Raw genomic sequence first — 23,494 nt, 5'->3', positions numbered from 1 at the left:
GGTAGAGTTTAGCGATCACCATCAAAGTTTATAAAATATGGCGTATTTTTGTTATTAAAGTTAAAGGCGGGTTTTGCCCGCCTTTAATTAGTGTAACTTGTTTGCATCATTACCAGGAGTGCTACTGAACAGGGTTTCGACATCGATCCCATTAAATTGGTACTGGGCACCGCAGTAGTCACAGTGCATATCGATTTTGCCGAGTTCCTGCACCATCGCCATCGCCTCTTCCTTTTCGATCTGCAGCAGAGCCCCTTCACAGCGCTCGCGGGAGCAAGTGCAACGGAACTCGACCGCCTGCGGGTCGAATACCCGCACCTTGTCCTGGTGGTAGAGACGGTAGAGGATCTCTTCTGCCTGCAGGCCGAACAGCTCTTCATCCTTGATGGTGCTGGTGAGCTGGGTCAGGTGCTCGAAATCATGGCTGTGGTCTTCGTTCTGGGCAGGCAAGGCTTGCAGCAGGATACCGGCTGCACGGGGTTCACCCTCATGGTAGCCAGTGCGGATCCACAACTTGGTGGCCAGCTGTTCGGATTGCTCGAAGTAGCGCTCCAGGCAGCCTGCCAGGGTGTCGGCGTCCAGCGCTATGATGCCCTGATAGCGTTCGCCCTGCTCCGGGGTGATGGTGATGACCAGTTGGCCGTTGCCGATCAGGCTCTGCAGCTTGCCATCGCTCGGTAACTCGCCCTCAAAACGGGCCACGCCACGCAATTGCAGGTTGTTATCACCGTTGATGACGGCCAGACGCACCGGGCCATCGCCCTGCAGTTGCACCGTGATGGAGCCTTCAAACTTGAGGGTGGCGGTCAGCAGGCTGGTCGCCACCAGCAGCTCGCCCAGCAGTTTTTGTACCTGTACCGGGTAGATCTGGGCTTCCACCACATGGCGGTAGGTGTGATCCAGCTGGACCAGCTCGCCACGCACTTCGTACTCTTCAAACAGATAGCGATACAGCAGATCTTGGTTACTCATCATTGATTCCTGGATTGTTCGGTGAGGTAAATCGGTTCGGCTGGCGAGTGACCGCAGGGTGCCTCATCAGCCTTGTGTTAACGGGGTCAGGTCAGTACTGCTTGACCTTGATCAGCTGGCGTCGCTCCTGCTTGTCGGGGCGACGCTCGGGGCTGGGGGCAAACTGGCTGTTGAAACGGCGGGCTTCACTGTTCTCTGCCCGCATTTTCAGGCTCTCGGCGGTCTCTTCATAGAGTAACTGGGCAAGCGGGGCCGATTTGCGTTGCTCGCTAATGGCCAGCACCCGCACTGTCCGTTCATCCTGACCCTGCCAGAGGCGGATCAGCGCCCCCACTTCCACCTGTTTGCCCGGTTTGCTGCGCTGACCATTGTAGTGCACCTTGCCCCCGTCGATCTGATCCCGCGCCACGGAGCGGGTCTTGTAGAAACGGGCTGCCCACAGCCACTTGTCGAGACGAACCTCAAGGGTACTTTCTGCATGATTGGGCATGAACAGGCTCCATAACGGGGAAAAGTGGGTATCGATTATATCAGAGGCCGGGGCCGGGATAGCAACCGGGTGGCAGCCGCGCGGGTGGGCAACTTATGCCCATGTGCTGCAAAATATGGGCAGTGTACTGATTCACAAGGGAAAGTAGGTGACTGGGGGCGTTTGCACCGGGTTGCCGGTGGGGGCTGCTTATATAGTGTATAAAAGATGCCGCCCCTGTTTGGCGCGGCATCTCTCACATCAAGCGACCACGGATGGGATTAGAAGTGATCCTGCTGATCTGGCTTCTTCTGGTCGTGCGGGCCTTCGCTGTGAGCGATGGCGGTGCGGATCAGGTCAACCCCGGCGCGGATAATCAGCACCCCCATGTTGACCAGCTTGACGCAGACCCACATGAAGGTAATGAGCAGGATCAGCTTGAGCACGGTCTGGAAGGCTTCCAGGAAGTTCTGCTCCAGCTGGGCGGTGAGGCCGTTGGCGCTGCTCATCAGCCAGGTGTAAACCTCGCGTACAAACGGGATGCGGCTTGGCATCTCCAGTACATCCAGTGCGGCAGGGAGCGCCTGGAAGATGACGATGCTGCCGAACAGTATCAAAATGACACCGATGGCGATGCCGAGGAAAAAGCCGAACTGTCTCATGGAGGACTCCAGCGTTTGCTGCATGAAATTGAAGATAGCCGCCAATAGTAGGGAGTGCTCTGCTTCATCGCAATCTTCCGTGCACCGCCATCGCGGTGGAAACGGCGGCGATCCGGCCGCTACCATTGCCCAACTATCTGATTTCTGGGAGGCTTGTCGCCATTGAGCATAGGGAAAGCAAATTGATGTCGAGAACCCTCTTTTTACTGTTGCTGACGCTGTTTACCGTTGCGCCAGCCTTGAGTGCCGAGCCTGTTGCACCCACGGCGGCGGCCTGTGCCATCCGTCATCAGGAGCAGTTGTTGCTGGTGCAGGATCGTATCTCCTCCCGCTACAGCCTGAGCGGTGGCTACATCGATGGTGGCGAGAGCCCGCAGCAGGCGGCGCTGCGCGAACTCCATGAAGAGACCGGCTTGCAGGGGGAAGTGGTGCAGGAGCTGGGCCGCTGGCAGCGAGCGGTTATCTTCGCCTGCCGCACCTTGGAACCGATTGTCGCCCAGCAGGGTTCCGGTTTTGTCTCCATCCTGAAGGCTCCCAATCTGGGGGGCGAGATCCTCAATGCCCGGCTGATCGCCATCGATCAGCTCCCCCGTGAGCAGCGCCGCTTCCCGGATCAGCTCGACTGGCTGCAATCCCGGCTGGATCAGGTGCTAGAAAGCGAGGTGCGCTGGCAGGCCGATTTCGTGGCGCAGGGCAGCGTGCTGCATCAAATCGAGATCCCGCTGATAATGCGCGTGCAGCAGTGGTTGGGGCCCGGTGTCTGGTGGCTGTCGGTCAGCAATCTGTTTGGTTCAGGCGGCTTTCAGCTTGCCCTGATACCTTTGCTGCTCCCGCTGCTGGGGTGGCCGCGGTTGCGCCAGCTGCTGTTTGCCATGCTGTGGCTTGGGCTGCTGGTGCAAGCGGGCAAGGAGGGGATTGGCTGGCCGCGCCCCTTCCATCTGCAACCGCTGCTGGCAACCCAGAGTGCCCAAGGTTTTGGCATGCCGAGCGGCCATACCGCCTCGGCGCTGCTGTTTTGGGGCGCGCTGCTTTGCTGGCTTTGGCCGACCCACCGCTGGCGGGCGATCTCGCTGGCTCTGCTGTTGGCGCTGGTCACCGGTCTGGCGCGGGTTTGGCTCGGGGTGCACTTTATCTCTGATGTGGCTGTGGGCCTGCTGATTGGCGGCCTGTTGCTGGCCGCTCGCCCCTGCTGGCGACTGGATGGGCGAGTGGCAGGCTGGCTGCTACTTATTGCAACCAGCTTGCTGATCGCGGGCTGGGTACAGTCGGCTCATCTGGCCGGGATTGGGCTGGCCGCATTGGGCCTCTGGCTCGGTGGGCTGGCGCCCTTGCCCCGTGACGGTTATTCGCCGCTGTTGACCGGTGGTGTGACGTTGGCGGGGGGCGCCGTGATCGGTGCCATGCTGTGGGGGTTGCCGCTGCTGACCAGCAGTTCGCTCACTATCCTGCTCGGCCAGTTATCGCTCTTTTTCGGGCTGGGGCTCTGGTTGAGCGCTGGCCTCTGGTGGATACTCTCTTTCTTGAAAAACGACTTACGACCCAAGGGCAAATGCCCGAACAAGGGAATTTTATGAATGTGAAAAAAGTGGATTTGGCCAAGATAACCCTGGGGGTGCTGTTTATCAGCATCCTCATTATCTCTTGCTTCATGGTGTTGCAACCTTTCCTGCCTGCGCTAGTGTGGGCCACCATGATCACCATCGCCACCTGGCCATTGATGTTGATGATGCAGCGGCTGCTGTGGGGCAAGCGTTCGCTGGCAGCGCTGTTTATGACGCTGGTGCTGCTGCTGATATTTGTTATCCCGCTCTTTATGACTCTGGCCAATGTGGCGGAGAAGGCCCCCATGCTGATCGAGCTGGGCACCAATATCAGCCAGTCACCGCCGCCGGAGCTGCTCTGGTTGCAGCAGATCCCGCTGGTGGGTGGCAAGCTCTATGACTTCTGGCAGCAGATCCTGGCGAGCGGTGGTCAGGTGCTGTTTGCCAAGCTGACCCCCTACTTTGGTCAGACCGCCCGCTGGCTGGCCTCTCAGGCCGGTAATCTGGGCTTGCTGTTCGTTCACTTCCTGCTGACGGTCGGTATCTGTGGCGTGCTCTATCACTCAGGTGAAGTGGTGGCGACCGGTATTCGCCGCTTTGCCCACCGGCTGGCGGGCGAGCGTGGTGACAATGCTACCGTGCTCGCTTCACAGGCGATCCGTGCCGTGGCGATGGGGGTGGTGGTAACCGCGCTGGTGCAATCCTCGGTAGCCGGTGTTGGTCTGCTGATTGCCGGCATCCCTTACGCCATGGTGCTGGTGGTGGTGATGTTCCTGCTGATCGTCGCCCAGATCGGCCCCTTCCCGGTGCTGATGGCCAGCGTTGGCTATCTCTACTGGAGCGGTGACACCACCTGGGGCACCTTCCTGCTGGTGTGGTCACTGATTGCGGGCACCATGGACAACTTCCTGCGCCCCTTCCTGATCAAGCGTGGCGCCGATCTGCCGCTCATCCTCATTCTGGTGGGGGTTATCGGTGGCTTGCTGACCATGGGGATCATCGGTCTCTTTATCGGCCCCGTGGTGCTGGCGGTGGGTTACACCCTGTTGGATGCCTGGATCAAGGAAGATGACCAACCGGCGACCGCTGCGGTTGAAGCGCCCAAGGCCGAGTGACGATTCGGTAACAAGGCGATTCAGCCATCCATCGCTGATACAAAGAGCCGCCCATTGGGCGGCTCTTCTGTTTTTGGCGATCGTGATTTATGGCGATGGCGTCAGATTGGCTGATCCGTGCCAACTTGCATTCACCACACATTACCGTCTCATGTAGGTTCGATTAGCGAAGCGTAATCGGACGATCGAGATGCCGCTATCCCGGTTGTCTCCGTGAGTCAGCTGCGGCCTGCCAGAGCGGAAATGCGGCTGGCCGTTATAGCAGGAGAATTGATTTACGCGAACGTCCGATTACGCCTTACGGCTAATCTAACCTACGGGCTGGCTATACGGAGTTTGTTCAGAAAGGTGGATTTCCTAATTTAAGACTATCTTCTTTGACATATTGTAGCCAGAAATGGCAAAGCCAACATCTTGATACAGTTTTAACGCTCTTTGATTATGGTACGCTACTCGCAATTTAATTTGCTCAATCCCAATTGATGTTAATTGTGATTCAAACGCAGAAATTGCCAATTTCCCATAGCCATTATTGCGATGATTTGAGAAAATGAAGAAGTCATAAATAAATGTGGATTTATCATCGGCGTTAATAGAATGCCACAAATAACCAACTAACTCTAAATTTGATTCGATGCACAATAATTCATGTTTATTGGTTTCCAAGCCATTAGGAAAGCTACGAAGAAGATCCTGATTGGCTAATTCGATAGCTCTATCTATCGAGTGGCCATAATTTTGAGCTATTTCACGGCTGTAATCATCAATAAAATAATCGCAATATGCTGGATACTCACTTGCGGTCATGGGTCTGAGTTTAATCATGTCTAATCCTTTAAAGCGAGATAATGCCATATTAATGGGTGAGCTACACCGCCACCTAACCTAAATCATTGCACCGTAAACACAAAACCCAACCTTACACCGAAAATGCCAAGCGTTGCGAATCATTCTGAAATGCTTTGCTATGTGGGCGTGAATTTTGTGAAACATACTATCGATAAAAAGGACATCCATCTTGGCGTGCTGGCGATACAGCAGTTTTCTCAGGAAGGTGGGTGTCCTAATTTTACGGTTGTCTCCGTGAGTCAGCGGCGGCCTGCCAGAGGGGAAATACGGGTGGCCGTTATAACGGGAGAATTGCTTGACGCAAACGTCCGATTACGCCTTACGGCTAATCGAACCTACGGGCTGTTGTTTTTGACGATCGTGATTTATGGCGATCGTGTCAGATTGGTTGATCCGCGCCAAACGGCATTCACCACATATTACCGTCCCATGTAGGTTCGATTAGCGAAGCGTAATCGGACGAACGAGATACCGCAGTTCCGGTGTTTCCGTGAGTCAGCGGCATCTGCCAGAGGGGAAATTCGAGTAGCCGTTATCGCGGGGGAATTAATTTACGCGAACGTCCGATTACGCCTGACGGCTAATCGAACCTACGGGCACCGGTAAGTCATTTTAAAATGTCTTTATGTATTTGATTTTAAATATAGTGAGCAAGCAGTCAAATTTTCGTTCGTAATTCTTACGAGGTTTTCATATAGTTCTGTATGTTTTTTTATGTATTTCAAGTTAATGTCTTTGAATGACATTTTATGTTGCATCAAATTATACACATATAATTTAAGTCGCTCATTTGCATTTTTTATTTCTCTGTCACAAGTCTCTATCATCGTAGCCTCTGCGACATCTAATGAAATTAAAATATCATAATTATAACGCCATCTGTTTAACTGATATTCATAACGCCACATGTCAAAGTAGCCAGAGTTACTCATAAAATCAGTTATCTTTGAATCAATACTAGGTGTAGTTACAACAAGGTCTGTCAACTGTTCAAAAGTTTGAATATCATGTCCAGAAATTTCTCTAGCATAGTGGAGAATTGAGTTTGTAATCTGCCTCTGATGCTCTAATGGATTGAATTTTTTGGCAAATGTGATATCTTCAGCTTCGGCTTTTCGCACGCACTTTTTTATTTCGTAAAACTCACTAGAGTTGTATATGTCTTTCGGGGTACAGTAATCAATTCTGCGGCAGATTTTTAATCCTGCCTCAGAATATGATTGGGCAACTAGGCGAGAACAGAATTGTCGATTTCTTTCCTTTGCCAAGAATAAATTATTTTTTGTTCTTATTGCTTCCTTGATTGAGTATTGCTTGCCAATCTGTGTTCTCGCAAAAACACAAGCCATGTCTATATATTTTTGTTGATGAGGTCTTAAGACTGCCACATGCTTCTTACTTTTTAACAGAAGGCGTTGAATATTATCAGCATGAACTCCCTTGCTATCCGAATGAATATAACTTCCTCCACCAACATATAGTGTTGCATGTGAAAAATTAGACCATGTAGATAAGCGAACGCCTTTACTAATCCATGCTCTTTCCGCCGTTAGGATAATGTCGCCTTTTTGTAAGGCATTTATATCTAATATGTACATCGCTGTGTCTCAAAAAATAATGGTGATTAGATGGAAGGTATTATTAATCCGACAGGAGAGGCTTCCATATAAATTTAAATCGTGCTGATAACTTCCACGGAAAAAGTACTTAAAATCATGAGATTACCAACTTTCTCTGGTGCTAAACGTATCAGCAAGGCATCCTCTTTTGGCTCTACTTTTGGCCGTCTGGTAAAAAGTACACCCAAGGAGCGCCCATGGAAAGCGCCACCGAGTCTCAGCCTCTTGAATAACTCGGGAGTGTGATCGCGGTGACACCCCATATGGCGTAGTGGGCCAATATGCGGAACAGCGGCAGGTCAGGGGCTCGTGGTTAACAAAAATGGCATGGCGATATAACCCGGGGCGTGGCAACGCCCCGGGTTATCAGTCGGTAGGGGAGGGTCAGGCGGGCTGGTGCAGGGTGATGCAGTGAATGCCGCCGCCACCGGCGGCAACCGGGTCAATATTGATCTGCACCACCTTACGACCGGGGTAGAGCTTGGCCAGCAGATCGTGGCAGTAGCTATCGGCGGCCTTGTCGCCAAACTCGGGGGCGATCACCGCGCCATTGATCGGCAGATAGTTGATATAACCGGCGGCAAAGTCGCGGCTGCGGCTAAAGCGGTTGTCCCGCACATCGAGCGGGGGCGGCAACACATGCAGCTCCAGTTTGTTGCCGTCGGCATCGGTGGCCTGCTTGAGGATGGCCAGATGCTGGCGGGTCACCTGGTAGTCGTGGGATGCCGGATCGTTGTCCATATTGACTACCACCACCCCGGGACGGACAAAGCGGGCATAGAAGTCGACGTGGGCATCGGTGATGTCCTTGCCCTTGATGCCCGGTAGCCAGATGATTTTGCGCAGCCCCAGATTGGCTTTCAGCTCCGCCTCCAGTTGCGCCTTGCTCAGCCCCGGATTGCGGTTGCTGTTGAGCCAGCAGCTCTCGGTCATGATGCCGGTGCCGTTGCCATCCACCTCGATGCCGCCCCCCTCGCCAGTCAGCTTGCTCTGCAGATAGTGGGCATCCGCCTGCTTGCTGACCAGCTCGGCCACCCCCGCATCCTGTTCGTGCTCCTGCTTGTCGCCCCAGCCGTTGAAGTTGAAATCCACCAGCCCCAGCTCCCCTTCGCCGTTCTGAACGAAGACCCCGCCGGTATCCCGCAGCCAGATATCGTCCAGCTCGGCGACGATAAAGCGGGTGTTCTGCTCGCCACAGAGCTTGCGGGCCAGCGCCTCCTCCTCTTCGCGGCAGAGCACACTCACCTTGGTGTAAGGGGTCATGGCGTTAACCAGCCGCCCTATGGTGGCTTGCACCTCTTTGTAGTCGCGGCCCCAGATGTCGGCGCTGGCGGCAAAGGCGACCCAGACCTGCGCCTGAGGGGCGGCTTCATCGGGCATATGGAACGGCTCGCCGCTGGCGCTGGCAGCATCCTCATCGGCATTGCTGCTGGCCGCGTGGGCCTTGCCCGGCAGATTGCCGAGCCCGGCCAGCACGCCAATGGCCGCCAGCTGTTTCAATACGTTGCGTCGGGATGGCATGAAAAACTCCTTATGATTCATAGGCTGCTCTTGAAGCGAGTCCAGGCTCGCATGCGGGCACGCATCTCTGGTTGCGATATATCCTGGCCCGGGATGAGCCGCTGATAGGTGGCGTCATCCAGATAGATATCCGGGTTGCCGGTCATGGTGGCATCGACCAGCGACCTTGCTTTGGCACTGGCGGTGGGATAGCCGGTGCTGTTGGTGATGGCTGCCATGTTGGCCGGGCGCATCACGAAATTGATAAAGGCGTAGGCGTATTCAGGATGGGCGGCATCGGTCGGGATCGCCATGGTATCCATCCAGATAGTGCTCCCTTCTTTGGGTAAACGGTACTCGAACTGCGCTGTTTTTCCTGCCTCGGCGGCGCTGCGGCTGGCTTGCGTCATGTCACCGCTATAACCGAGTGAGAGGCAGAGATCGCCGTTGACCAGCTGGGTCACCGGCTGGGACTGGAATTTGCGGATATGGGGCTTGAGCCCCTTGAGCAGCGCCAGTGCGGCATCCAGATCCTCGGCTTTGCCACTGCGGGGCTCACGCCCCAGATAGTTCAGCACCACCGCCAACACCTCGTCGGGGGAGTCGATGATGGAGATGCCGCAGTCGGCAAACTTTGCCGCCAGTTCGGGTTTGAACAGCATGTCGAGACTGTTGACCGGGGCATCCGCCATCCTCTGCTTGATCATTCCGGCGTTGTAGGTGAGCCCTATGGTGCCCCAGGTGTAGGGCACCACCGCATCCCGTGAATGGGGATAGGCTTGCTGGATCCGCAGCAAGCCCGGCTCGATATCGGCCAGATGCTGCAACTTGCTCTTGTCGAGGGGTTGCAGGCTGCCAGCGCGCATCAACCGCTCCGCCACCGTATCGCCGGGGAAGATCAGGTCATAACCGCTGCGACCGGCCATCAGCTTGGCTTCCAGGGTTTCGCTGCTGTCCATGACGTCATAAATGACCCGGATCCCGGTCTCTTTGGTAAAGGCGCTGAGGGTATCGGGGGCGAAATAGTCCGCCCAGTTATAGAGGCGCAACACTTTTTCGGCCGATTGTTCTTGATCGAGCGCTTCTGCCGCGATGGCGGTGCCGTTGAACAAGATGGCCGTGAGCAGGGCCAGCGTGGGGGATAATTTGCGTGTCATGTCCGGACTCCTCTGTGGTTGCCTGCCATTTGGCTGTGATGGCCATCCAGACTCAGCAAGGCGCCATACATCTCGGGGCGGCGATCCCGATAGATGCCCCAGCTCATGCGCTCTTCTGCCATGGCGGCGAGATCCAGCTCCTGCACCAGCACGCCCGGGGTGGTCCTGTCCGCCTCGGCGAGCAGCGCCCCCTTGTGGTCGGTGATAAAAGAGGAGCCGTAGAACGCCATCTGTAGGGTGGGATCTGTGGTTGCCACCTCATTGCCAATCCGGTTGGCGGCTATCACCGGCATTATGTTGGCGGCGGCATGGCCGCGCTGGGTCAGCTGCCAGTGATCGCGGGAGTCGAGATGGGCAGCCCCCGGCTCCGAGCCGATGGCGGTGGGATAGAGCAGCAGCTCCGCGTCCTGCAGGGCCATGCTGCGAGCGGCCTCGGGGAACCACTGATCCCAGCAGATGCCGACGCCGATCCGCCCCGCTGCACACTCCCAGACCCGAAAGCCGGTATCGCCGGGGCTGAAGTACTCCTTCTCCTGATAGCCGATGGCATTGGGAATATGGGTCTTGCGATAGACCCCCAGCAGCTTGCCGTCGGCATCCGCCAGTGCCAGCGAATTGAAGAAGGCGTTACCGGCCCGTTCGAACCAGCTGATGGGCAGCACGACGCCCAGCTCCCGGGCCAGTGCCGAGAAGCGGCGCAGTACCCGGCTCTGTTCGAACGACTCGGCCAGTGCCAGATGGCCGTGGTGCTGCTCGATGCAGAAGTAGGGGGTGGCAAACAGCTCTTGCAGCAGGATAAGACCCGCCCCCTTGGCGGCGGCTTCCCGCACCAGACTCTCCGCCATGTCGAGATTGCGTGGCAGATCCCAGCTGCAGGCAAACTGGGTCGTTGCCACAACGATTTTACTCATCAGCTCTTCCTCCCTGAATGCCAACCAGCACCCTGCAACGGGCAAACTGGGTCGTTGCCACAACGATTTTACTCATCAGCTCTTCCTCCCTGAATGCCAGCCAGCACCCTGCAACGGGCAAACGGGGTGGTCGCGACGGTGATGTTGCTCATCGTCTTATCCTTTTACCGGCCATGCCGGTTGTTGCTGGGTGATGCAGTGGATACCGCCGCCGCCGTGTGCCAGCTGGTTGATCTGCACCGGCACCACCTGCCGCTGCGGGAATGCGCTCTGCAGAACTGCTGCCGCTTCCCGGTCGCTGGCCACGCCATAGGCGGGCATGATGATGGCGCCGTTGGCGATGTAGAAGTTGGTGTAAGAGGCGCAAAAGACCTCGGCCTCTGCATCAATGGCCTCGCTGGCTTCATAGAGATCCTGCAGCTCGAACGTGCGCCCTTTGGCATCGGTGGCCAGCATCAGGGCGCGGCGGTTCTCCCTGACGATGCGGGCATAGGTCGAGCTGGTATCGCGGGTGGCATCCACCAGCAGCTGGCCGGGGCGACTGAAGGCACAGACTCCGTCCACATGGCCATCGGTCATGTCGCCGGTGACATGGTCGGGATCCCCCGGCAGCCAGATGGTCTTCTCGATGCCGAGCAGGCGACTGAAGATCTGCTCGATCTCGCTCTTGCTGATCCCCGGGTTGCGATTGCTGTTGAGCAACACAGATTCGGTGGTGATCAGGGTGCCTTCGCCGTCCACATGGATGGCGCCCCCTTCGTTGGCCAGAAAGCTGCCGATGGTATCGAGCTCCAGGCTGTTGAGGATACGGCGGGCCAGCCCTTCGTCGAGCGGGTGGGCCGATTTGCCGCCCCAGGCGTTGAAGCGCCAGCTCACCCCGGCGCTGCCCAGTTCAGGGTGGCAGATAAAGGTGGGGCCGGAGTCGCGGCACCAGCTGTCATCCACCGCAATGGGGATCAGGGTCACCCGCTGGTCACAGAGCGCGCGCGCCTCGGCCAGCGCGGAGGGATCGACCACCAGCTTGACCGGCTCGAACCGGACAATGGTATTGACCACCCGGGCGAAATCCTGCTGCACTCCGGCGAGGGTGACGCCCCAGCCTGACTCCCACAATGCCTTGTTGTGGGGCCAGACCATCCAGGTCGCTGCGTGCTGACACCATTCGGCGGGCATAAACCAGCCCTTTGCCACGATTCCCTGTTCCCGCATATCACCACCCTGATTAGGTACTATTAAGATTGCTGACGATGGGAATAGACTATTCCCGCAAGCTATGGCGAACAAACGATCAATTTTCGGTAAAAGTGATAAGTGGAGCTAATCAATGGTGTTCAAGCAGTGGCCCCCGCTCAACGTGTTGCGGGGCTTTGAGGCGGCGGCCAGGCTCGGCAGTTTTCATCAGGCGGCGCAGGAGCTGCATCTGACCCAATCAGCCATCAGCCAGCAGATCCGCTCGCTGGAGGAGCTGCTCGGTCAGCCGCTGTTTCACCGACAGGGGCGATCTGTCGCGCTGACCGATGCGGGGCAGGATCTGCTGGAGACCACCCAGAGCGTGCTGTTGCAGCTGGCGATGGGGATCCAGCGGCTGGAGCAGTACCGCAAACCGAACCAGCTGGTACTCAATACCAGCACCGCCATCGCCCGCCACTGGCTGCTGCCGCGATTGGGGGAGTTTCATCGGCTGCATCCCGACATCGATCTCTGGCTCTTTACCAGCGACGAAGAGCCCGACATGGCGGAGCAGACCATCGATCTCGCCCTGCGCTGGGATCTCGCGCCGCAGGCCGGGTGTCGCCATCAGCACATGGTGGCGGATCGCTTGCTGCCGGTGGCCACCGTAACCGTGTTGTCCCGGCCCGCGGAGGAGCGCACCACCCTGCATGGCGAGCGGGCGCTGGATTGGCATCACTGGACACTCAAGGGGGGAGAGGATCTGCAACTGCAAACCCGGGGGCTCAACTTCTCCGACCCCGGCCTGCTGCTGGAGGCGGCCAGCGCCGGACTCGGCGTGGCGCTGGTGAGCGAGCTGCTCTCCCGTCCCGTCCGTCAGCAGGGGCAGCTGTTGCCGCTCTCTGCCCATCGGGTAAAGGGGCCGCAGTGGAATCTGCTGGTGCATCAGGAGAGCGAGGGGATGCCGGAGTGCCGCGCCTTCTGCCACTGGCTCGGCCAGCAATTTGCCGACGGTGAACCCGACCAAGAGCAGGACGGGGTTGCCACCCTCTGAGGCAGGTCACTGAATTGGGCGCGCTGGCGTGGTTAAATGGTCGGCTCACATCTTGCCGGATATTGTTGTGACCATGCCATCTGACCTTCAGCCGCTGCTCGCTTGGCCTGACTATCTGCAGGCATCCTGGCTGCGCTGCGCCCACCAGACCAGTGCCACCCTCTGGCATCCGCCCCACAGCGCCAAGGGGCAGACCTTGCAGAGCCTGCGCCAGCGCAAGCGCGACCTGCTCACCACCGGCGAGATGGCCCTCGAAGATCTCTACGAATTTATGGAGGGGCGCCCCTGCGCCCTGCTGCTCACCGACGAGAGCGGCTGCCTGCTGGCCCAGACCGGCCATCCCGATACCCTGCGCGAGCTGGCGGTGCTGGGCTTCGGCCCCGGCGCCTTTTTCAGCGAGGGGCGCATCGGCACCAATGCCATCAATCTGGCGGCGCTGGAGGGAGTACCGCTCTGCGTCAGCGGCCCCCAGCACTTCAACCAGACCCTCCACCCCTGGCACAGCTGCGCCAGCCCGGTTTACAACAGCAATGGCCGTCAGGTCGCCATCATTGCCCTGATCTGCAAGGTGGAGGAGGCGAGCGCCGGCGATCTGGCGCTCACCGTCAGCGCCGGGCGCGAGCTGGCCCATCTGCTGCAGATGGAGACCCTGATGCAGGAGTCCCAGCACCACCTGAGCGAGCTTTACGCCCTGCTCGATGGCATGGATGACGGCGTGCTGGCCTGGGATCCGCAGGGCCGACTGCGCTACCTCAACGCGCTGGCGGCACACCGGCTGCGGCTCGATCCGGCGCTCTGTCTCGGTCAGCCGCTGGAGCAGCACCTGCTGTTGCCCCAGCGCTTGCAGCTGGCCATCAAGGGGCAGACGCCGCTCAGTCATGTGGAGGTGACGCTGGAGCGGCTCGGTGCTCAGGAGGGGGAGTTCATCAATGCGTTGGTGAGCCTCAAGCCGCTGCCGGGGCCGGAGGGGGTCAGCTTTATCGCCCTGCTGCACCCGGTCGATCGGTTGCGGGCCATTCACCAGCTGCGCCAGACGGTGCCCGAGTTATCGGCACTGGTGGGGGAATCGAGCGCCATGCGCAAGCTGCTGCGCTACGCCCGGCAGGCGGCCCAGAGTCAGGGGCCGATCTTGCTGCGCGGCGAGGAGGAGGTGGGCAAGGCCCAGCTGGCGGAGGCGATCCACTTTGGCAGCGAGCGGGCCGCCGGGCCGCTCATTACCCTCAACTGTCAGGCGCTGCCGAGCGAGCGGATGGCGCTGGAGCTGATGGGTTCCGACGAGGCGGGGCAGGAGCGGGCGGGCAAGTTCGAGCTGGCCCATGGCGGCACCTTGGTGCTGGAGCAGGTGGAGTGCCTCTCCGTCCCCATGCAGGCGGCGCTGCTGCAACTGCTCAAGACTGGTCGCATCCAGCGCTTCGATTCGGCCCGCATCCTGCCGCTCAAGGTGCGGATTATCGCCACCAGCAGCGCCCCGCTGGAACAACTGGTGCAGGAGGGGCTGTTTGGCCGCCAGCTGCTCTATGCCTTGCAGGCGTGCGAGCTCTGGCTGCCGGGATTGCGGGAGCGCGCGGCGGATCTGCCGGGCCTTATCAGCCAGCAGCTAGGGGCGCAGGGGCGCGAACCGGTGCGTCAGTTCAGTCCGGCGGCCCTCGATTGTCTGCTCGCCTATCCCTGGCCCGGCAATCTGGGGGAGCTGCGCAGCGCGGTGGAGCATGCGCTGCTTCACGCCGGTCAGGGGCTGATCCCGCCCGAGGCGCTGCCTGCCGCCATTCGCCACGGCTATCAGTTGGTGGCGGACGAGGTGGTGGGGCAACCGCTGCTCACTCTGGCAGAGCTGGAGCGGCAAGCCATTTTGCGCTGCGCCCACGCCTGCAAGGGGCAGGTGAGCCAGATGGCCCAGCATCTGGGCATCAGCCGCACCACCCTGTGGCGGCGGCTCAAGCTGCTCGAGATCGATCCCGCCGACTATCACGGCTGACGGCGATCCGAGCCATCGCCTACCGGCCCGCAGAAAATGAAACGGCCCCGCAGTTGCGGGGCCGTGTTATATGGCAAGGTTAGCCGTGGTGCGGTTACAGCCCCAGCTGGTGGGCGGTGACGATGGCCGCCAGCACATCCTCGGCCGTGACCTTGAACGGCATATTGTGGATGGTCTCGCCCTCGGCGGTGGAGGCTTTGGCCACCGCCATCAGGCGCTCCATGTCCAGCTCCTTGACCCCCATCATATGCAGGTTGGTGGGCAGGCCGATCGAGCGGCAGAAACCCAGCACTGTCTCGATCTCCGCCATCGGCGCGTTCTCCAGCACCAGTTGCACCAGGGTACCGAACGCTACTTTCTCACCGTGATAGAGGTGGTGACACTCGGCGAGCTGGGTCAGGCCGTTGTGGATGGCGTGGGCGGCTGCCAGCCCGCTGCTCTCGAAGCCGATACCGCTCAGATAGGTGTTGGCCTCGATGATGTTCTCCACCGCCTTGGTGCAGAGCCCCTGTTCCACTGCCAGCTTGGCCTTGTAGCCATCGGCCAGCAGGGTCTTGTAGCAGAGCTCGGCAATGGCTTGCGCCGCCAGGGTTGAGGCGCCACCGGCCATGGTTTGGCAACCGGAGACCTTGTTAGCGCGCGCCTCGAAATAGGTGGAGAGCGCATCCCCCATGCCGGAGACCAACAGCCGCACCGGGGCGCGGGAGACCACGCCGGTATCCATGATGACCATGTTGGGGTTGGTCGGGATCATCAGGTATTCGCTGAACTGTCCCTCCGGGGTGTAGATGACCGCCAGTGCGCTGGTGGGGGCATCGGTGGAGGCGATGGTGGGCACTATGACCACCGGCACCTTCTGGTAGAAGGCGACCGACTTGGCGGTATCCAGCGTTTTGCCGCCGCCGATGCCGATGATAACGTCAAACGGCGTCTGGTTGCAGCGAGCCAGCAGGCGGTCGATCTCGGGGCGAGAACATTCGCCGTTGAAGCAGTCGAACTCGGGCTTGATGCCCACACCGTGGAAGCTGGTAGCCACGGTATCGCCTACCAGTTTGGTGACGAAGGCGTCGGCCAGAATGAGCGGCTTGCTGCCGAGCGCTTGGACGTAGTTGCCGATATTGGCGAGGGCCCCGTTACCTTGCACATATTTGCTGGGGCTGATGATGATGCGGTCCATATTCTATCCCTCTCTCTAGTTCATAAGACGTCTTTTGAAACTAACAGGGGCGAAGGGGCGGCAGTGCCGGGGAGTCCTTCGTCTTGAATTGCGCTGCACAGGCTCAGCGAGCGAGTGCAGCGCCTTGAAACAGTGGCGTGTGGTGATCAGTCGCCGAAGCGCTCGGCTGCCAGCTGCTGGAAGCAGGCCAATGCGGCGGTGGCATCCTCCCCGCGCGCCAGCAGGGCGAGGGTGTCGCCCTGACGCACGTTGAGCATGGTGAGCCGGGTCAGGCTGCGGGGGTTGGCTTCTTTATCCCCCTTTTGCAGCTTGAGTTCAGCGGCAAAGGGCTTGAGGGCGGCCACCAGTCGGGCGGCGGGGCGCACATGCAGGCCGTGGGGGTTATCCACCAGCACCTCGCAGCGCAGCCAGCCGTCGTCAGTAACGGGGGCGGTCTCAGTGGCGGCTGGCGCCGCACTGGCAGGCAGCATCGCCTGTTTCGGGCCCAGCGCGCCGAGTGCCTCGGCGGCGACCTCATCCAGCGTCATGCCGGAACCAGCCGCCACCACGGCGGCCAGGGTGCCCTCGACCAGCGGGGCGGGGCAGAGCCGCACCCGGGCGCTTAATTCAGGGGGCAGCAGTTCGAGGGCTGTTTCGGCACTGAGCAGAGCGCTGCCCAAGTCCATCAGCACCAGCACGCCGCTGCCGTCATCTGCTTCTTCTATCGCACTCATCACCGCGATGGCATCGGTGCCGATGGGGTGGTCGGGGTCATCGACCCCGGCCGCCAGCAGCAATCGGGCCGGGCTGCCGAGCTGGTCGGCCAGCGCTTTCAAGCCGGTCGCCAGCATGGCGCTGTGAGAGACAACTACGATACCTATCATGTCACAACCTCGCTCTGTCACGCAGGGCGGTCAACAGCAGCAGGGTCGAGGTGGCCCCGGCATCCTGATGGCCTATGCTGCGCTCGCCAAGATAGCTGGCGCGCCCCTTGCGGGCCTGCATCTGGATGGTCGCCTCGGTACCGGCTGCGGCGGCTGCCACCGCCTTGTCCAGTGCATCGTTGAGGGGCAACTCTTGCTGCTGCGCCTGTTGCAGGGCGGCCAGCGCCGGCCACCAGGCATCGCACATGGTCTTGTCGCCCGGCTCGGCGCGGCCGCGGGAGACGATCCCCTCGACCCCATCGCTCAGCATTTTGCATAGCTGGCTGAGGCTCAGGCTCTGGCAGGCGTCGGTACTGGCCGCCGCTCGGATAAAGAAGGTGCCGTAGAGCGGGCCGCTGGCGCCACCAACCGAGGAGAGCAGGGTCATGCCGGTGGTTTTCAGCACCTGACCGATATCCTTGTCTGCCACCGCAGGCAGCTTCTCCGCCACTTTGGTAAAGCCGCGCTGCATGTTGAGGCCGTGGTCGCCATCGCCGATATCGGTATCCAGCGCGGTGAGGTAGTCACGCTGCTCGGTAAAGATGTGTTCGCAGTCGAGCAGCCAGTTGACGATGTGATGTTTGCTTAGCATGAGAGTAAAGGCTCCTTAGCAACCGCGACGCAGGGCGGGGGTGTGAACGGGGGCATCCCACAGGGTCATCAGCTCGTCATCCACCTTGAGCAAGGTGATGGAGATGCCGGTCATGTCGAGGGCGGTGCAGTAGGGGCCGATCAGGTTGCGCACCAGATGGATGCCTGCCTCTTCGCACAGGGTGGCGAGGCGACCATAGACACCATACAGCTCTGAAATCGGGGTGCCGCCGAGGCTGTTGACCAGCGCGATAACCCGATCGCCCGCATTCAGCGGCTCGATAAAGGTGTGCTCCTCCTGCCAGCTGCCGGAGGCTCTGTCCCAGTGGCGCAGGGTACGGCCATAGGGGGTGTTGTCGGCCAGTTCGCTGAACATGTCGTCCACCAGAGTATTGAGGTCGGTGAAGGGGCGACGCTCGATGCCCGGCTCGCCGTGGATGCCCACGCCGAACTCCATCTCGTTGTCCGCCAGGGTGAAGGAGGGCTTGCCAGCGGCAGGTACGGTGCAGGCGTGCATGGCGACGCCAATGGTGCGGCTCTGGTTGTTGATGCGACGGGCCAGCGCCTCGCAGCGCGCCAGATCATAGCCCGCTTCGGCGGCGGCACCGACCAGCTTCTCGCACAGCACGGTAGTGGCAACGCCACGGCGACCTGCGGTGTAGAGGCTGTCTTTCACCGCCACGTCGTCATCGATCAGTGAGAAGCCGACCTTGACCCCGTCACCGTGCAGCAGCTCGACTGCGGTTTCGAAGTTGAGTACGTCGCCAGTGTAGTTCTTCACCAGAAACAGCACGCCCGCGCCGCCATCAACGGCCTGGCCGCACTCGTACATCTGATCCGGGGTCGGGGAGGTAAAAATCTCGCCGGGGCAGGCGCCATCCAGCATCCCTTTGCCCACCAGACCGCCGTGCATCGGCTCGTGGCCGCTGCCACCGCCGGAGACCAGCGCCACCTTGCCCATCACGGGGGAGTCGGCGCGGGTGATGTAGTGGGGTTCGATACGTACCTTGAGCTCGGGGTGGGCGGCTGCCATCCCCATCAGTTGTTCACGGACCACAGCATCGACGGCATTGATCAGTTTCTTCATGGCTCACTCCTTGGCTTGCCACCACACGGGTGGGCAAATGGTTGATGGAGCCAGTCTAACGGGATAAATCGGGAGAAAAATGACGGCCTGTTCGGTTCGGATTTGAAACAGCAGAGAGGGGATCGGTGTTTCAATATGAAACGGCACGAGGCAAACGGGCGGGAAACTGTTAGCGACCTCACAGCCATGAAAGGGCTGGCTGGGTTAGAGCCATGGACTATCCACGGTGTGCTAAATCAATCTGGTTGATAGAAAAGCCATTTTCAGATTGTTTTGCATTCGGTACTTATGTTCTGCGCTGGTTGGCCGATACTGTTGAGTGCAGGAGGAACCCTATGGATATATCAAGTTCTGCAAATGCGTCGTTTGGTTCTGCGTTGATGACGGCCAGTCTGGCTAAGAAACAGCAGACTCAAGAGGGCGAAGCTGCGCTGAAGCTGCTGCAAAACGCAGCGCAATCAGCGCCGGTTGCACCGACATCGGCCAGCGCTTCTCTGGGAAGCAAGATCGATATTCGCGTCTGACCCTAATGAAAAAGCCCCCATCTCGCGATGGGGGCTTTTTTATATCTGCGATTTGCTTCGCATCCCTTCGGATCAGAGCGGGAAGGGGGCTGGCGCTTCGAAGGTCATCCGCTCGCCGCTGCGGGGATGGCTGATGGTCAGCATGGCCGCATGCAGGTAGAGATGGGGTGCCGCAGCCAGCGCATCCGGATGGGCATAGAGGTTGTCACCCAGAATCGGGTGCCCCAGCTCCAGCATATGGACGCGCAACTGGTGGGAGCGACCTGTGATGGGGGTCAGCTTGATCAGGCTGTTGCCGTTCTCCACCTTCAGTTTCTGCCACAGGGTCAGGGCGTGACGCCCCTCCTCGTGATCCACCTTCTGTTTCGGGCGGTTGGGCCAGTCGACGCAGAGCGGCAGATCTACCTGACCCGACTCTGCTTCCGGCTCACCCCACACCCAGGCGAGATAGTGCTTCTCGGTCTCCCGCTCGCGAAATTGTCGGCTCAGCTCCCGATGGGAATTGGGATTGAGGGGAATGACAATGACGCCAGTGGTGGACATGTCGAGACGATGGGCTGCCGCCGCCTTGGGGTGTTGCTGTTTCACCCGATGCAGGACGCTGTCTTCATTCTCGGGGCCGCGCCCGGGGACGCTCAGCAGGCCAGTGGGCTTGTTGACCACCATGATGTCCTTGTCCTTGAACAGGATCTCGAGCCAGGGTTCCAGCGGCGGTGAGTATTCAAACATAAATGTCTCGCATCAGAAGGTGGGGGCAAGCCCCCATCAGTTATGGGTAACCACAATCATAAAGGGCATGGCATCCTGCGTGAGCCGGATCAGCGCATGCCTTTTCAGTATCGCGTCAGTTATGGGTGACCACGATAAAGCGGATTGCGTCCAGCTTGAGTTGGGTCTGGTCGATCAGGTGGTGCAATTCTGCCTGCAGATCACGAAGGTAATCCAGTTCGCTGTCGCGCACGCTTGGATTGACCGCCTTGAGCGCTTCCAGACGATCGAGATCCTGCTGCAGGGTCTGCGCCATCTGGGCACGGGCTTTGTCGACAATCACGGCTTTCAACTCTTCGGCAATCGGCTGGCCCTTGCCTATCAGACCGTGAATAACCGGCTGGGATGCAGTCACGAGCTTGCTGCCAAGATGGCGGTTGACCGGGGTCAGCTGGCGGTTGAAGGCATCGAACGCCACCTTCTCGCCCAGATTCTGGCCATTCTTGTCCATCAGCAGACGGATCGGCGTTGGCGGCATGAAGCGGTAGAGCTGGGGGTGAGCCGCAGACTCGGCGACGAAGATCAGCTCAAGCAGGATCGAGCCGATAGGCAGCGCCTTGTTCTTGAGCAGGGCCACCGAGGTCGCACCGATCTCGGAGCCCAGGATCAGGTCGATACCGCCGCGCATCATGGGGTGATCCCAGCAGAGCAGCGCCATATCATCCCGCGACAATGCGGTCGGGCGATCGAAGGTGATGGTCATACCATCCTGCGGCAGGCCCGGGAAGCTGGAGACCAGCATGTGATCCCCCGGGGTCAGCACCAGCGCGTTCTCGCCACGGTCATCCTGATTGACGCCGATCTCGTCGAACATCTTGAGGGCGAAGGAGATCATGCCGGTGTCGCCATCTTCGGCAGCCAGCTTGTCGACCAACTGCTGGGCAGCAGCGCCACCGCTGGAGTGGATCTCCAGCAGGCGATCGCGGCCCTGTTCCAGCCGGGCCTTGAGCGGCTCATGCAGTTCACGGGTTTTGATCAGCAGGGCATCGAGAGTTGCCTGATCGCCAGTGTTGGCGGCCAGCAGCTCGAACAGCTCGTCACGCACCGCTTCGAATACCGGGCGGGCAGTCGGGCAGGTCTGCTCGAACGCATCCAGACCATCGTGATACCAGAGCTGGAGGGCGCGCTGGGCGGTTCCTTCCAGATAAGGGACGTGGATCTCGACGATGTTCTGTTGGCCAATACGATCCAGACGGCCGATACGCTGCTCCAGCAGATCTGGATTGAGCGGCAGATCGAACAGCACCAGATGGCTGGCAAACTGGAAGTTACGACCTTCTGAACCGATCTCGGAGCAGAGCAGCACCTGAGCACCACTCTCTTGCTGGGCGAAATAGGCGGAGGCTTTATCCCGCTCCAGAATGGTCATCCCTTCGTGGAACACGGCACCACGGATCCCTTCACGGGTACGCAGCGCCTCTTCCAGCGCAATGGCGGTGGCCGCTTCTGAGCAGATCACCAGCACTTTCTGCTGGCGGGCAGAGAGCAGCAGCTCCAGCAACCACTCGACGCGGGGGTCGAACTGGGTCCAGGTGGCGTTGTCGCCTTCGAACTGCTGGAAGATCTTCTCGGGATAGAGGTAGCGCAGGGCGCGGGTCTGCAGATCTCCACCATTGCCACCCATCATGCCCATCACCTTGATGGCAGTCTTGTACTGCTCCGGCAGCGGCATGGGGTAGACGTTGAGGTGACGCTCGGGGAAGCCCTGAATGTTGGCGCGGCTGTTACGGAACAGCACCCGGCCGGTGCCGTGCTGATCCAGCAGCTTGGCAACCGCCTGCTGACGTGCGGCGGCATCGCCGAGATCCAGTCCTTCCAGCTGACTGGCAAGGATCTGCCTGGCTTCATCGCTCAGGGTTTCGCCATCCAGCAGCTCTTGCGCTGCGCTGGCGACCTGGCCATAAGCCTGCTCTTCGGCGAGGAAGGCCTCGTAGTCGTAAAAACGCTCGGGGTCGAGCAGGCGCAGACGGGCAAAGTGGCTCTGGTGGCCCAGCTGATCCGGGGTAGCGGTCAGCAGCAATACACCTGGCACCTGTTCGGCCAGCGCTTCCACCATTTCGTAGGCGCGGCTGGGGGCATCGATGCTCCACTCCAGATGGTGCGCTTCGTCCACAACCAGCAGATCCCACTCGGCTTCCAGCACTTGCTCGAAGCGGCGACGCTTCTTGCGCAGGAAGTCGAGGCTGCAGATCACCAGCTGTTCGGTCTCGAAGGGGTTTTCCGCATCGGCGAACGCCTCGATGCAGCGCTCCTCGTCAAACAGGGAGAAGTGCAGGTTGAAGCGGCGCAGCATCTCGACCAGCCACTGGTGCTGCAGGGTTTCGGGCAGCAGGATCAGCACCCGATGGGCGCGGCCGGAGAGCAGCTGCTGATGGATGATCATGCCCGCTTCAATGGTCTTGCCCAGACCCACTTCATCTGCCAGTAGTACGCGTGGGGCGTAGCGGTGACCCACTTCATGGGCGATATAGATCTGGTGCGGGATCAGGCTGACCCGGCCACCGGCCAGCCCACGGGTCGGATTAAGGCGACGCTTGTGCTGATGGATCAACGCTTCATAGCGCAGGGTAAAGCGAGACATCCGATCAATCTGACCGGCGAACAGGCGCTCCTGCGGTTTATTGAACTTGATAAAGTTGCTGAGGAACACTTCCTTGAGGGAAACGGGCTCATCATTGTCGGTGCGAACACCTACATATATAAGCAGGCCATCTTTCTCCTGCACTTCTTCGACCGTCATGGTCCAGTCTTCGTGAGTGGCGATCTGGTCGCCCACATTGAAGCTGACCCGGGTTACCGGCGCCTCTTCTTTGGCATACATACGGTTTTCACCGGTCGCCGGAAACAACAGGGTAACCATGCGTCCTTCAACAGCAACGACAGTCCCTAACCCCAGATCCGTCTCTGTATCACTAATCCAACGCTGGCCAAGTGCAAAAGGCATTAAACTCTCCAAAGCCCAAGAGTGTGTGAATCGCAAAGGGGCGCTATGTTACCCGAAGCCGTGATCTCGATCACCATGCATATAGAAGTGGTGATACCTAATCGCCATAACCTTGATCTACGGCCTGCCAGTCCCGACTGATAATAGGCCTGCGTTGTCAAATGAGCGTGTTGTTGCAGGATAAATCGACTTTTTGGGTGATTAGTGAACGGTTGAGCTAAAAACTCGAATTTAATTCTAAATGCCTCTTGCAAGCGTGATCCAGATCCCTATAATGCGCCACATCGACAGGGCAAGCGGCAACGCAAACAACCTCGTCGGTAACCTCGAAAAGCCTTTGAAAATAAGGCTTGACTCGAGAAGGCGGTTGAGTAGAATTCCACTCCCGCAGCAACGAACTGTTGCGTCGCTCTTTAACAATTTGAATCAAGCAATCTGTGTGGGCACTCACAGCATCGAGCATCAAAATTAATTTTTGATTTTCAATGTCTGGTGAAGTGACCAAGA

At 59.2% G+C, this 23,494-nt stretch carries 21 protein-coding genes; 5 read left to right on the top strand and 16 right to left on the bottom strand.

What is annotated here, in order from left to right; translation table 11 throughout:
* Positions 1-87: 87 nt before the first annotated feature.
* The 3 genes from hslO to BN4575_RS19240 form a co-directional block, all read right to left on the bottom strand.
* Positions 88-972, bottom strand: a complete 885-nt coding sequence (hslO, locus tag BN4575_RS19250; RefSeq protein WP_068979390.1) for an Hsp33 family molecular chaperone HslO — start codon at positions 970-972, stop codon at positions 88-90.
* Between the two features lie 91 nt (positions 973-1,063).
* A complete protein-coding gene (gene hslR / locus BN4575_RS19245) occupies positions 1,064-1,462 on the bottom strand; it encodes a ribosome-associated heat shock protein Hsp15 (RefSeq protein WP_068979389.1) in 399 nt (132 codons plus the stop codon).
* Positions 1,463-1,722: 260 nt separating this feature from the next.
* Positions 1,723-2,103 carry a hypothetical protein gene (locus BN4575_RS19240; RefSeq protein WP_042024637.1) on the bottom strand — a complete coding sequence of 127 codons (381 nt, stop codon included), beginning with the start codon at positions 2,101-2,103 and terminating at the stop codon, positions 1,723-1,725.
* A 185-nt stretch (positions 2,104-2,288) separates the two neighbouring features.
* On the opposite strand from BN4575_RS19240, the gene BN4575_RS19235 reads away from it, so the two are divergent.
* Together BN4575_RS19235 and ydiK are read left to right on the top strand one after the other, a co-directional pair.
* Positions 2,289-3,677, top strand: coding sequence for a phosphatase PAP2 family protein (locus BN4575_RS19235; RefSeq protein WP_068979388.1), 1,389 nt, complete (start codon positions 2,289-2,291; stop codon positions 3,675-3,677).
* Positions 3,674-4,759, top strand: coding sequence for an AI-2E family transporter YdiK (gene ydiK / locus BN4575_RS19230; protein WP_068979387.1), 1,086 nt, complete (start codon positions 3,674-3,676; stop codon positions 4,757-4,759). Before BN4575_RS19235 ends, ydiK begins: the two co-directional genes overlap by 4 nt.
* 357 nt (positions 4,760-5,116) lie before the next feature.
* On the opposite strand, the gene BN4575_RS19225 is transcribed toward ydiK, so the two are convergent.
* The 6 genes from BN4575_RS19225 to BN4575_RS19200 all read right to left on the bottom strand — a co-directional run bounded on the left by BN4575_RS19225 (position 5,117) and on the right by BN4575_RS19200 (position 12,004).
* Positions 5,117-5,584, bottom strand: coding sequence for a GNAT family N-acetyltransferase (locus BN4575_RS19225; protein WP_068979386.1), 468 nt, complete (start codon positions 5,582-5,584; stop codon positions 5,117-5,119).
* A gap of 647 nt (positions 5,585-6,231) precedes the next feature.
* Positions 6,232-7,206: a YiiX/YebB-like N1pC/P60 family cysteine hydrolase gene (locus BN4575_RS21385; RefSeq protein ID WP_083221088.1), complete on the bottom strand. Its 975-nt coding sequence runs from the start codon at positions 7,204-7,206 to the stop codon at positions 6,232-6,234.
* Positions 7,207-7,611: 405 nt separating this feature from the next.
* On the bottom strand, positions 7,612-8,748 hold the full coding sequence (locus BN4575_RS19215; RefSeq protein WP_068979406.1) for an agmatine deiminase family protein: 1,137 nt from the start codon (positions 8,746-8,748) through the stop codon (positions 7,612-7,614).
* 17 nt (positions 8,749-8,765) lie between these two features.
* Positions 8,766-9,884: an extracellular solute-binding protein gene (locus BN4575_RS19210; RefSeq protein WP_083221087.1), complete on the bottom strand. Its 1,119-nt coding sequence runs from the start codon at positions 9,882-9,884 to the stop codon at positions 8,766-8,768.
* A complete protein-coding gene (gene aguB / locus BN4575_RS19205; protein ID WP_068979384.1) occupies positions 9,881-10,795 on the bottom strand; it encodes an N-carbamoylputrescine amidase in 915 nt (304 codons plus the stop codon). Before aguB ends, BN4575_RS19210 begins: the two co-directional genes overlap by 4 nt.
* Before the next feature lie 156 nt (positions 10,796-10,951).
* Positions 10,952-12,004: an agmatine deiminase family protein gene (locus BN4575_RS19200; protein WP_068979383.1), complete on the bottom strand. Its 1,053-nt coding sequence runs from the start codon at positions 12,002-12,004 to the stop codon at positions 10,952-10,954.
* A gap of 115 nt (positions 12,005-12,119) precedes the next feature.
* Here BN4575_RS19200 and BN4575_RS19195 point away from each other — a divergent pair, with 115 nt between their 5' ends.
* The gene (locus tag BN4575_RS19195; RefSeq protein ID WP_068979382.1) at positions 12,120-13,019 is read left to right on the top strand and encodes a LysR family transcriptional regulator; all 900 of its coding nucleotides are present in this window, start codon (positions 12,120-12,122) and stop codon (positions 13,017-13,019) included.
* 73 nt (positions 13,020-13,092) lie between these two features.
* A complete protein-coding gene (gene dhaR, locus BN4575_RS19190) occupies positions 13,093-14,994 on the top strand; it encodes a dihydroxyacetone kinase operon transcriptional regulator DhaR (protein WP_068979404.1) in 1,902 nt (633 codons plus the stop codon).
* A 94-nt stretch (positions 14,995-15,088) separates the two neighbouring features.
* On the opposite strand, the gene BN4575_RS19185 is transcribed toward dhaR, so the two are convergent.
* The 4 genes from BN4575_RS19185 to dhaK all read right to left on the bottom strand — a co-directional run bounded on the left by BN4575_RS19185 (position 15,089) and on the right by dhaK (position 18,751).
* Entirely contained in the window at positions 15,089-16,171 is a 1,083-nt protein-coding gene (locus BN4575_RS19185; protein ID WP_068979381.1) for a glycerol dehydrogenase, read from the bottom strand.
* 146 nt (positions 16,172-16,317) lie between these two features.
* Complete coding sequence (dhaM, locus tag BN4575_RS19180; RefSeq protein WP_068979380.1) at positions 16,318-17,034, bottom strand: dihydroxyacetone kinase phosphoryl donor subunit DhaM; 717 nt, start codon at positions 17,032-17,034, stop codon at positions 16,318-16,320.
* A 1-nt stretch (position 17,035) separates the two neighbouring features.
* Entirely contained in the window at positions 17,036-17,665 is a 630-nt protein-coding gene (gene dhaL, locus BN4575_RS19175) for a dihydroxyacetone kinase subunit DhaL (protein ID WP_068979379.1), read from the bottom strand.
* Positions 17,666-17,680: 15 nt separating this feature from the next.
* A complete protein-coding gene (gene dhaK / locus BN4575_RS19170) occupies positions 17,681-18,751 on the bottom strand; it encodes a dihydroxyacetone kinase subunit DhaK (RefSeq protein ID WP_068979378.1) in 1,071 nt (356 codons plus the stop codon).
* A 335-nt stretch (positions 18,752-19,086) separates the two neighbouring features.
* On the opposite strand from dhaK, the gene BN4575_RS19165 reads away from it, so the two are divergent.
* Positions 19,087-19,275, top strand: coding sequence for a hypothetical protein (locus BN4575_RS19165; RefSeq protein WP_005336040.1), 189 nt, complete (start codon positions 19,087-19,089; stop codon positions 19,273-19,275).
* 72 nt (positions 19,276-19,347) lie between these two features.
* On the opposite strand, the gene rluA is transcribed toward BN4575_RS19165, so the two are convergent.
* The 3 genes from rluA to BN4575_RS22315 form a co-directional block, all read right to left on the bottom strand.
* Positions 19,348-20,004, bottom strand: coding sequence for a bifunctional tRNA pseudouridine(32) synthase/23S rRNA pseudouridine(746) synthase RluA (gene rluA / locus BN4575_RS19160; RefSeq protein ID WP_068979377.1), 657 nt, complete (start codon positions 20,002-20,004; stop codon positions 19,348-19,350).
* Positions 20,005-20,119: 115 nt separating this feature from the next.
* Entirely contained in the window at positions 20,120-22,987 is a 2,868-nt protein-coding gene (gene rapA, locus BN4575_RS19155; RefSeq protein WP_068979376.1) for an RNA polymerase-associated protein RapA, read from the bottom strand.
* Between the two features lie 217 nt (positions 22,988-23,204).
* Positions 23,205-23,494, bottom strand: a 290-nt coding sequence (locus BN4575_RS22315) for a hypothetical protein (RefSeq protein WP_218060781.1), incomplete at its 5' end; no start/stop codon positions are given.

The organism is Aeromonas sp. EERV15 (assembly GCF_900079845.1).
GTDB lineage: Bacteria > Pseudomonadota > Gammaproteobacteria > Enterobacterales > Aeromonadaceae > Aeromonas > Aeromonas sobria.
Note: the sequence above shows the minus strand (reverse complement) of the source record. Positions and strands in the feature narration are given on the sequence as shown.

What these genes read in the sequence shown, in the direction of transcription:
- ydiK (WP_068979387.1), top strand. Translation starts at nt 3,674, where the DNA reads ATGAATGTGAAAAAAGTGGATTTGGCCAAGATAACCCTGGGGGTGCTG.
- BN4575_RS19215 (WP_068979406.1), bottom strand. Translation starts at nt 8,748, where the DNA reads ATGCCATCCCGACGCAACGTATTGAAACAGCTGGCGGCCATTGGCGTG.
- rluA (WP_068979377.1), bottom strand. Translation starts at nt 20,004, where the DNA reads ATGTTTGAATACTCACCGCCGCTGGAACCCTGGCTCGAGATCCTGTTC.
- dhaR (WP_068979404.1), top strand. Translation starts at nt 13,093, where the DNA reads ATGCCATCTGACCTTCAGCCGCTGCTCGCTTGGCCTGACTATCTGCAG.
- hslO (WP_068979390.1), bottom strand. Translation starts at nt 972, where the DNA reads ATGAGTAACCAAGATCTGCTGTATCGCTATCTGTTTGAAGAGTACGAA.
- aguB (WP_068979384.1), bottom strand. Translation starts at nt 10,795, where the DNA reads ATGAGTAAAATCGTTGTGGCAACGACCCAGTTTGCCTGCAGCTGGGAT.
- BN4575_RS19225 (WP_068979386.1), bottom strand. Translation starts at nt 5,584, where the DNA reads ATGATTAAACTCAGACCCATGACCGCAAGTGAGTATCCAGCATATTGC.
- BN4575_RS19235 (WP_068979388.1), top strand. Translation starts at nt 2,289, where the DNA reads ATGTCGAGAACCCTCTTTTTACTGTTGCTGACGCTGTTTACCGTTGCG.
- BN4575_RS19185 (WP_068979381.1), bottom strand. Translation starts at nt 16,171, where the DNA reads ATGGACCGCATCATCATCAGCCCCAGCAAATATGTGCAAGGTAACGGG.
- dhaK (WP_068979378.1), bottom strand. Translation starts at nt 18,751, where the DNA reads ATGAAGAAACTGATCAATGCCGTCGATGCTGTGGTCCGTGAACAACTG.
- BN4575_RS19210 (WP_083221087.1), bottom strand. Translation starts at nt 9,884, where the DNA reads ATGACACGCAAATTATCCCCCACGCTGGCCCTGCTCACGGCCATCTTG.
- rapA (WP_068979376.1), bottom strand. Translation starts at nt 22,987, where the DNA reads ATGCCTTTTGCACTTGGCCAGCGTTGGATTAGTGATACAGAGACGGAT.
- dhaL (WP_068979379.1), bottom strand. Translation starts at nt 17,665, where the DNA reads ATGCTAAGCAAACATCACATCGTCAACTGGCTGCTCGACTGCGAACAC.
- BN4575_RS19200 (WP_068979383.1), bottom strand. Translation starts at nt 12,004, where the DNA reads ATGCGGGAACAGGGAATCGTGGCAAAGGGCTGGTTTATGCCCGCCGAA.
- BN4575_RS19195 (WP_068979382.1), top strand. Translation starts at nt 12,120, where the DNA reads ATGGTGTTCAAGCAGTGGCCCCCGCTCAACGTGTTGCGGGGCTTTGAG.
- BN4575_RS19240 (WP_042024637.1), bottom strand. Translation starts at nt 2,103, where the DNA reads ATGAGACAGTTCGGCTTTTTCCTCGGCATCGCCATCGGTGTCATTTTG.
- hslR (WP_068979389.1), bottom strand. Translation starts at nt 1,462, where the DNA reads ATGCCCAATCATGCAGAAAGTACCCTTGAGGTTCGTCTCGACAAGTGG.
- dhaM (WP_068979380.1), bottom strand. Translation starts at nt 17,034, where the DNA reads ATGATAGGTATCGTAGTTGTCTCTCACAGCGCCATGCTGGCGACCGGC.
- BN4575_RS21385 (WP_083221088.1), bottom strand. Translation starts at nt 7,206, where the DNA reads ATGTACATATTAGATATAAATGCCTTACAAAAAGGCGACATTATCCTA.
- BN4575_RS19165 (WP_005336040.1), top strand. Translation starts at nt 19,087, where the DNA reads ATGGATATATCAAGTTCTGCAAATGCGTCGTTTGGTTCTGCGTTGATG.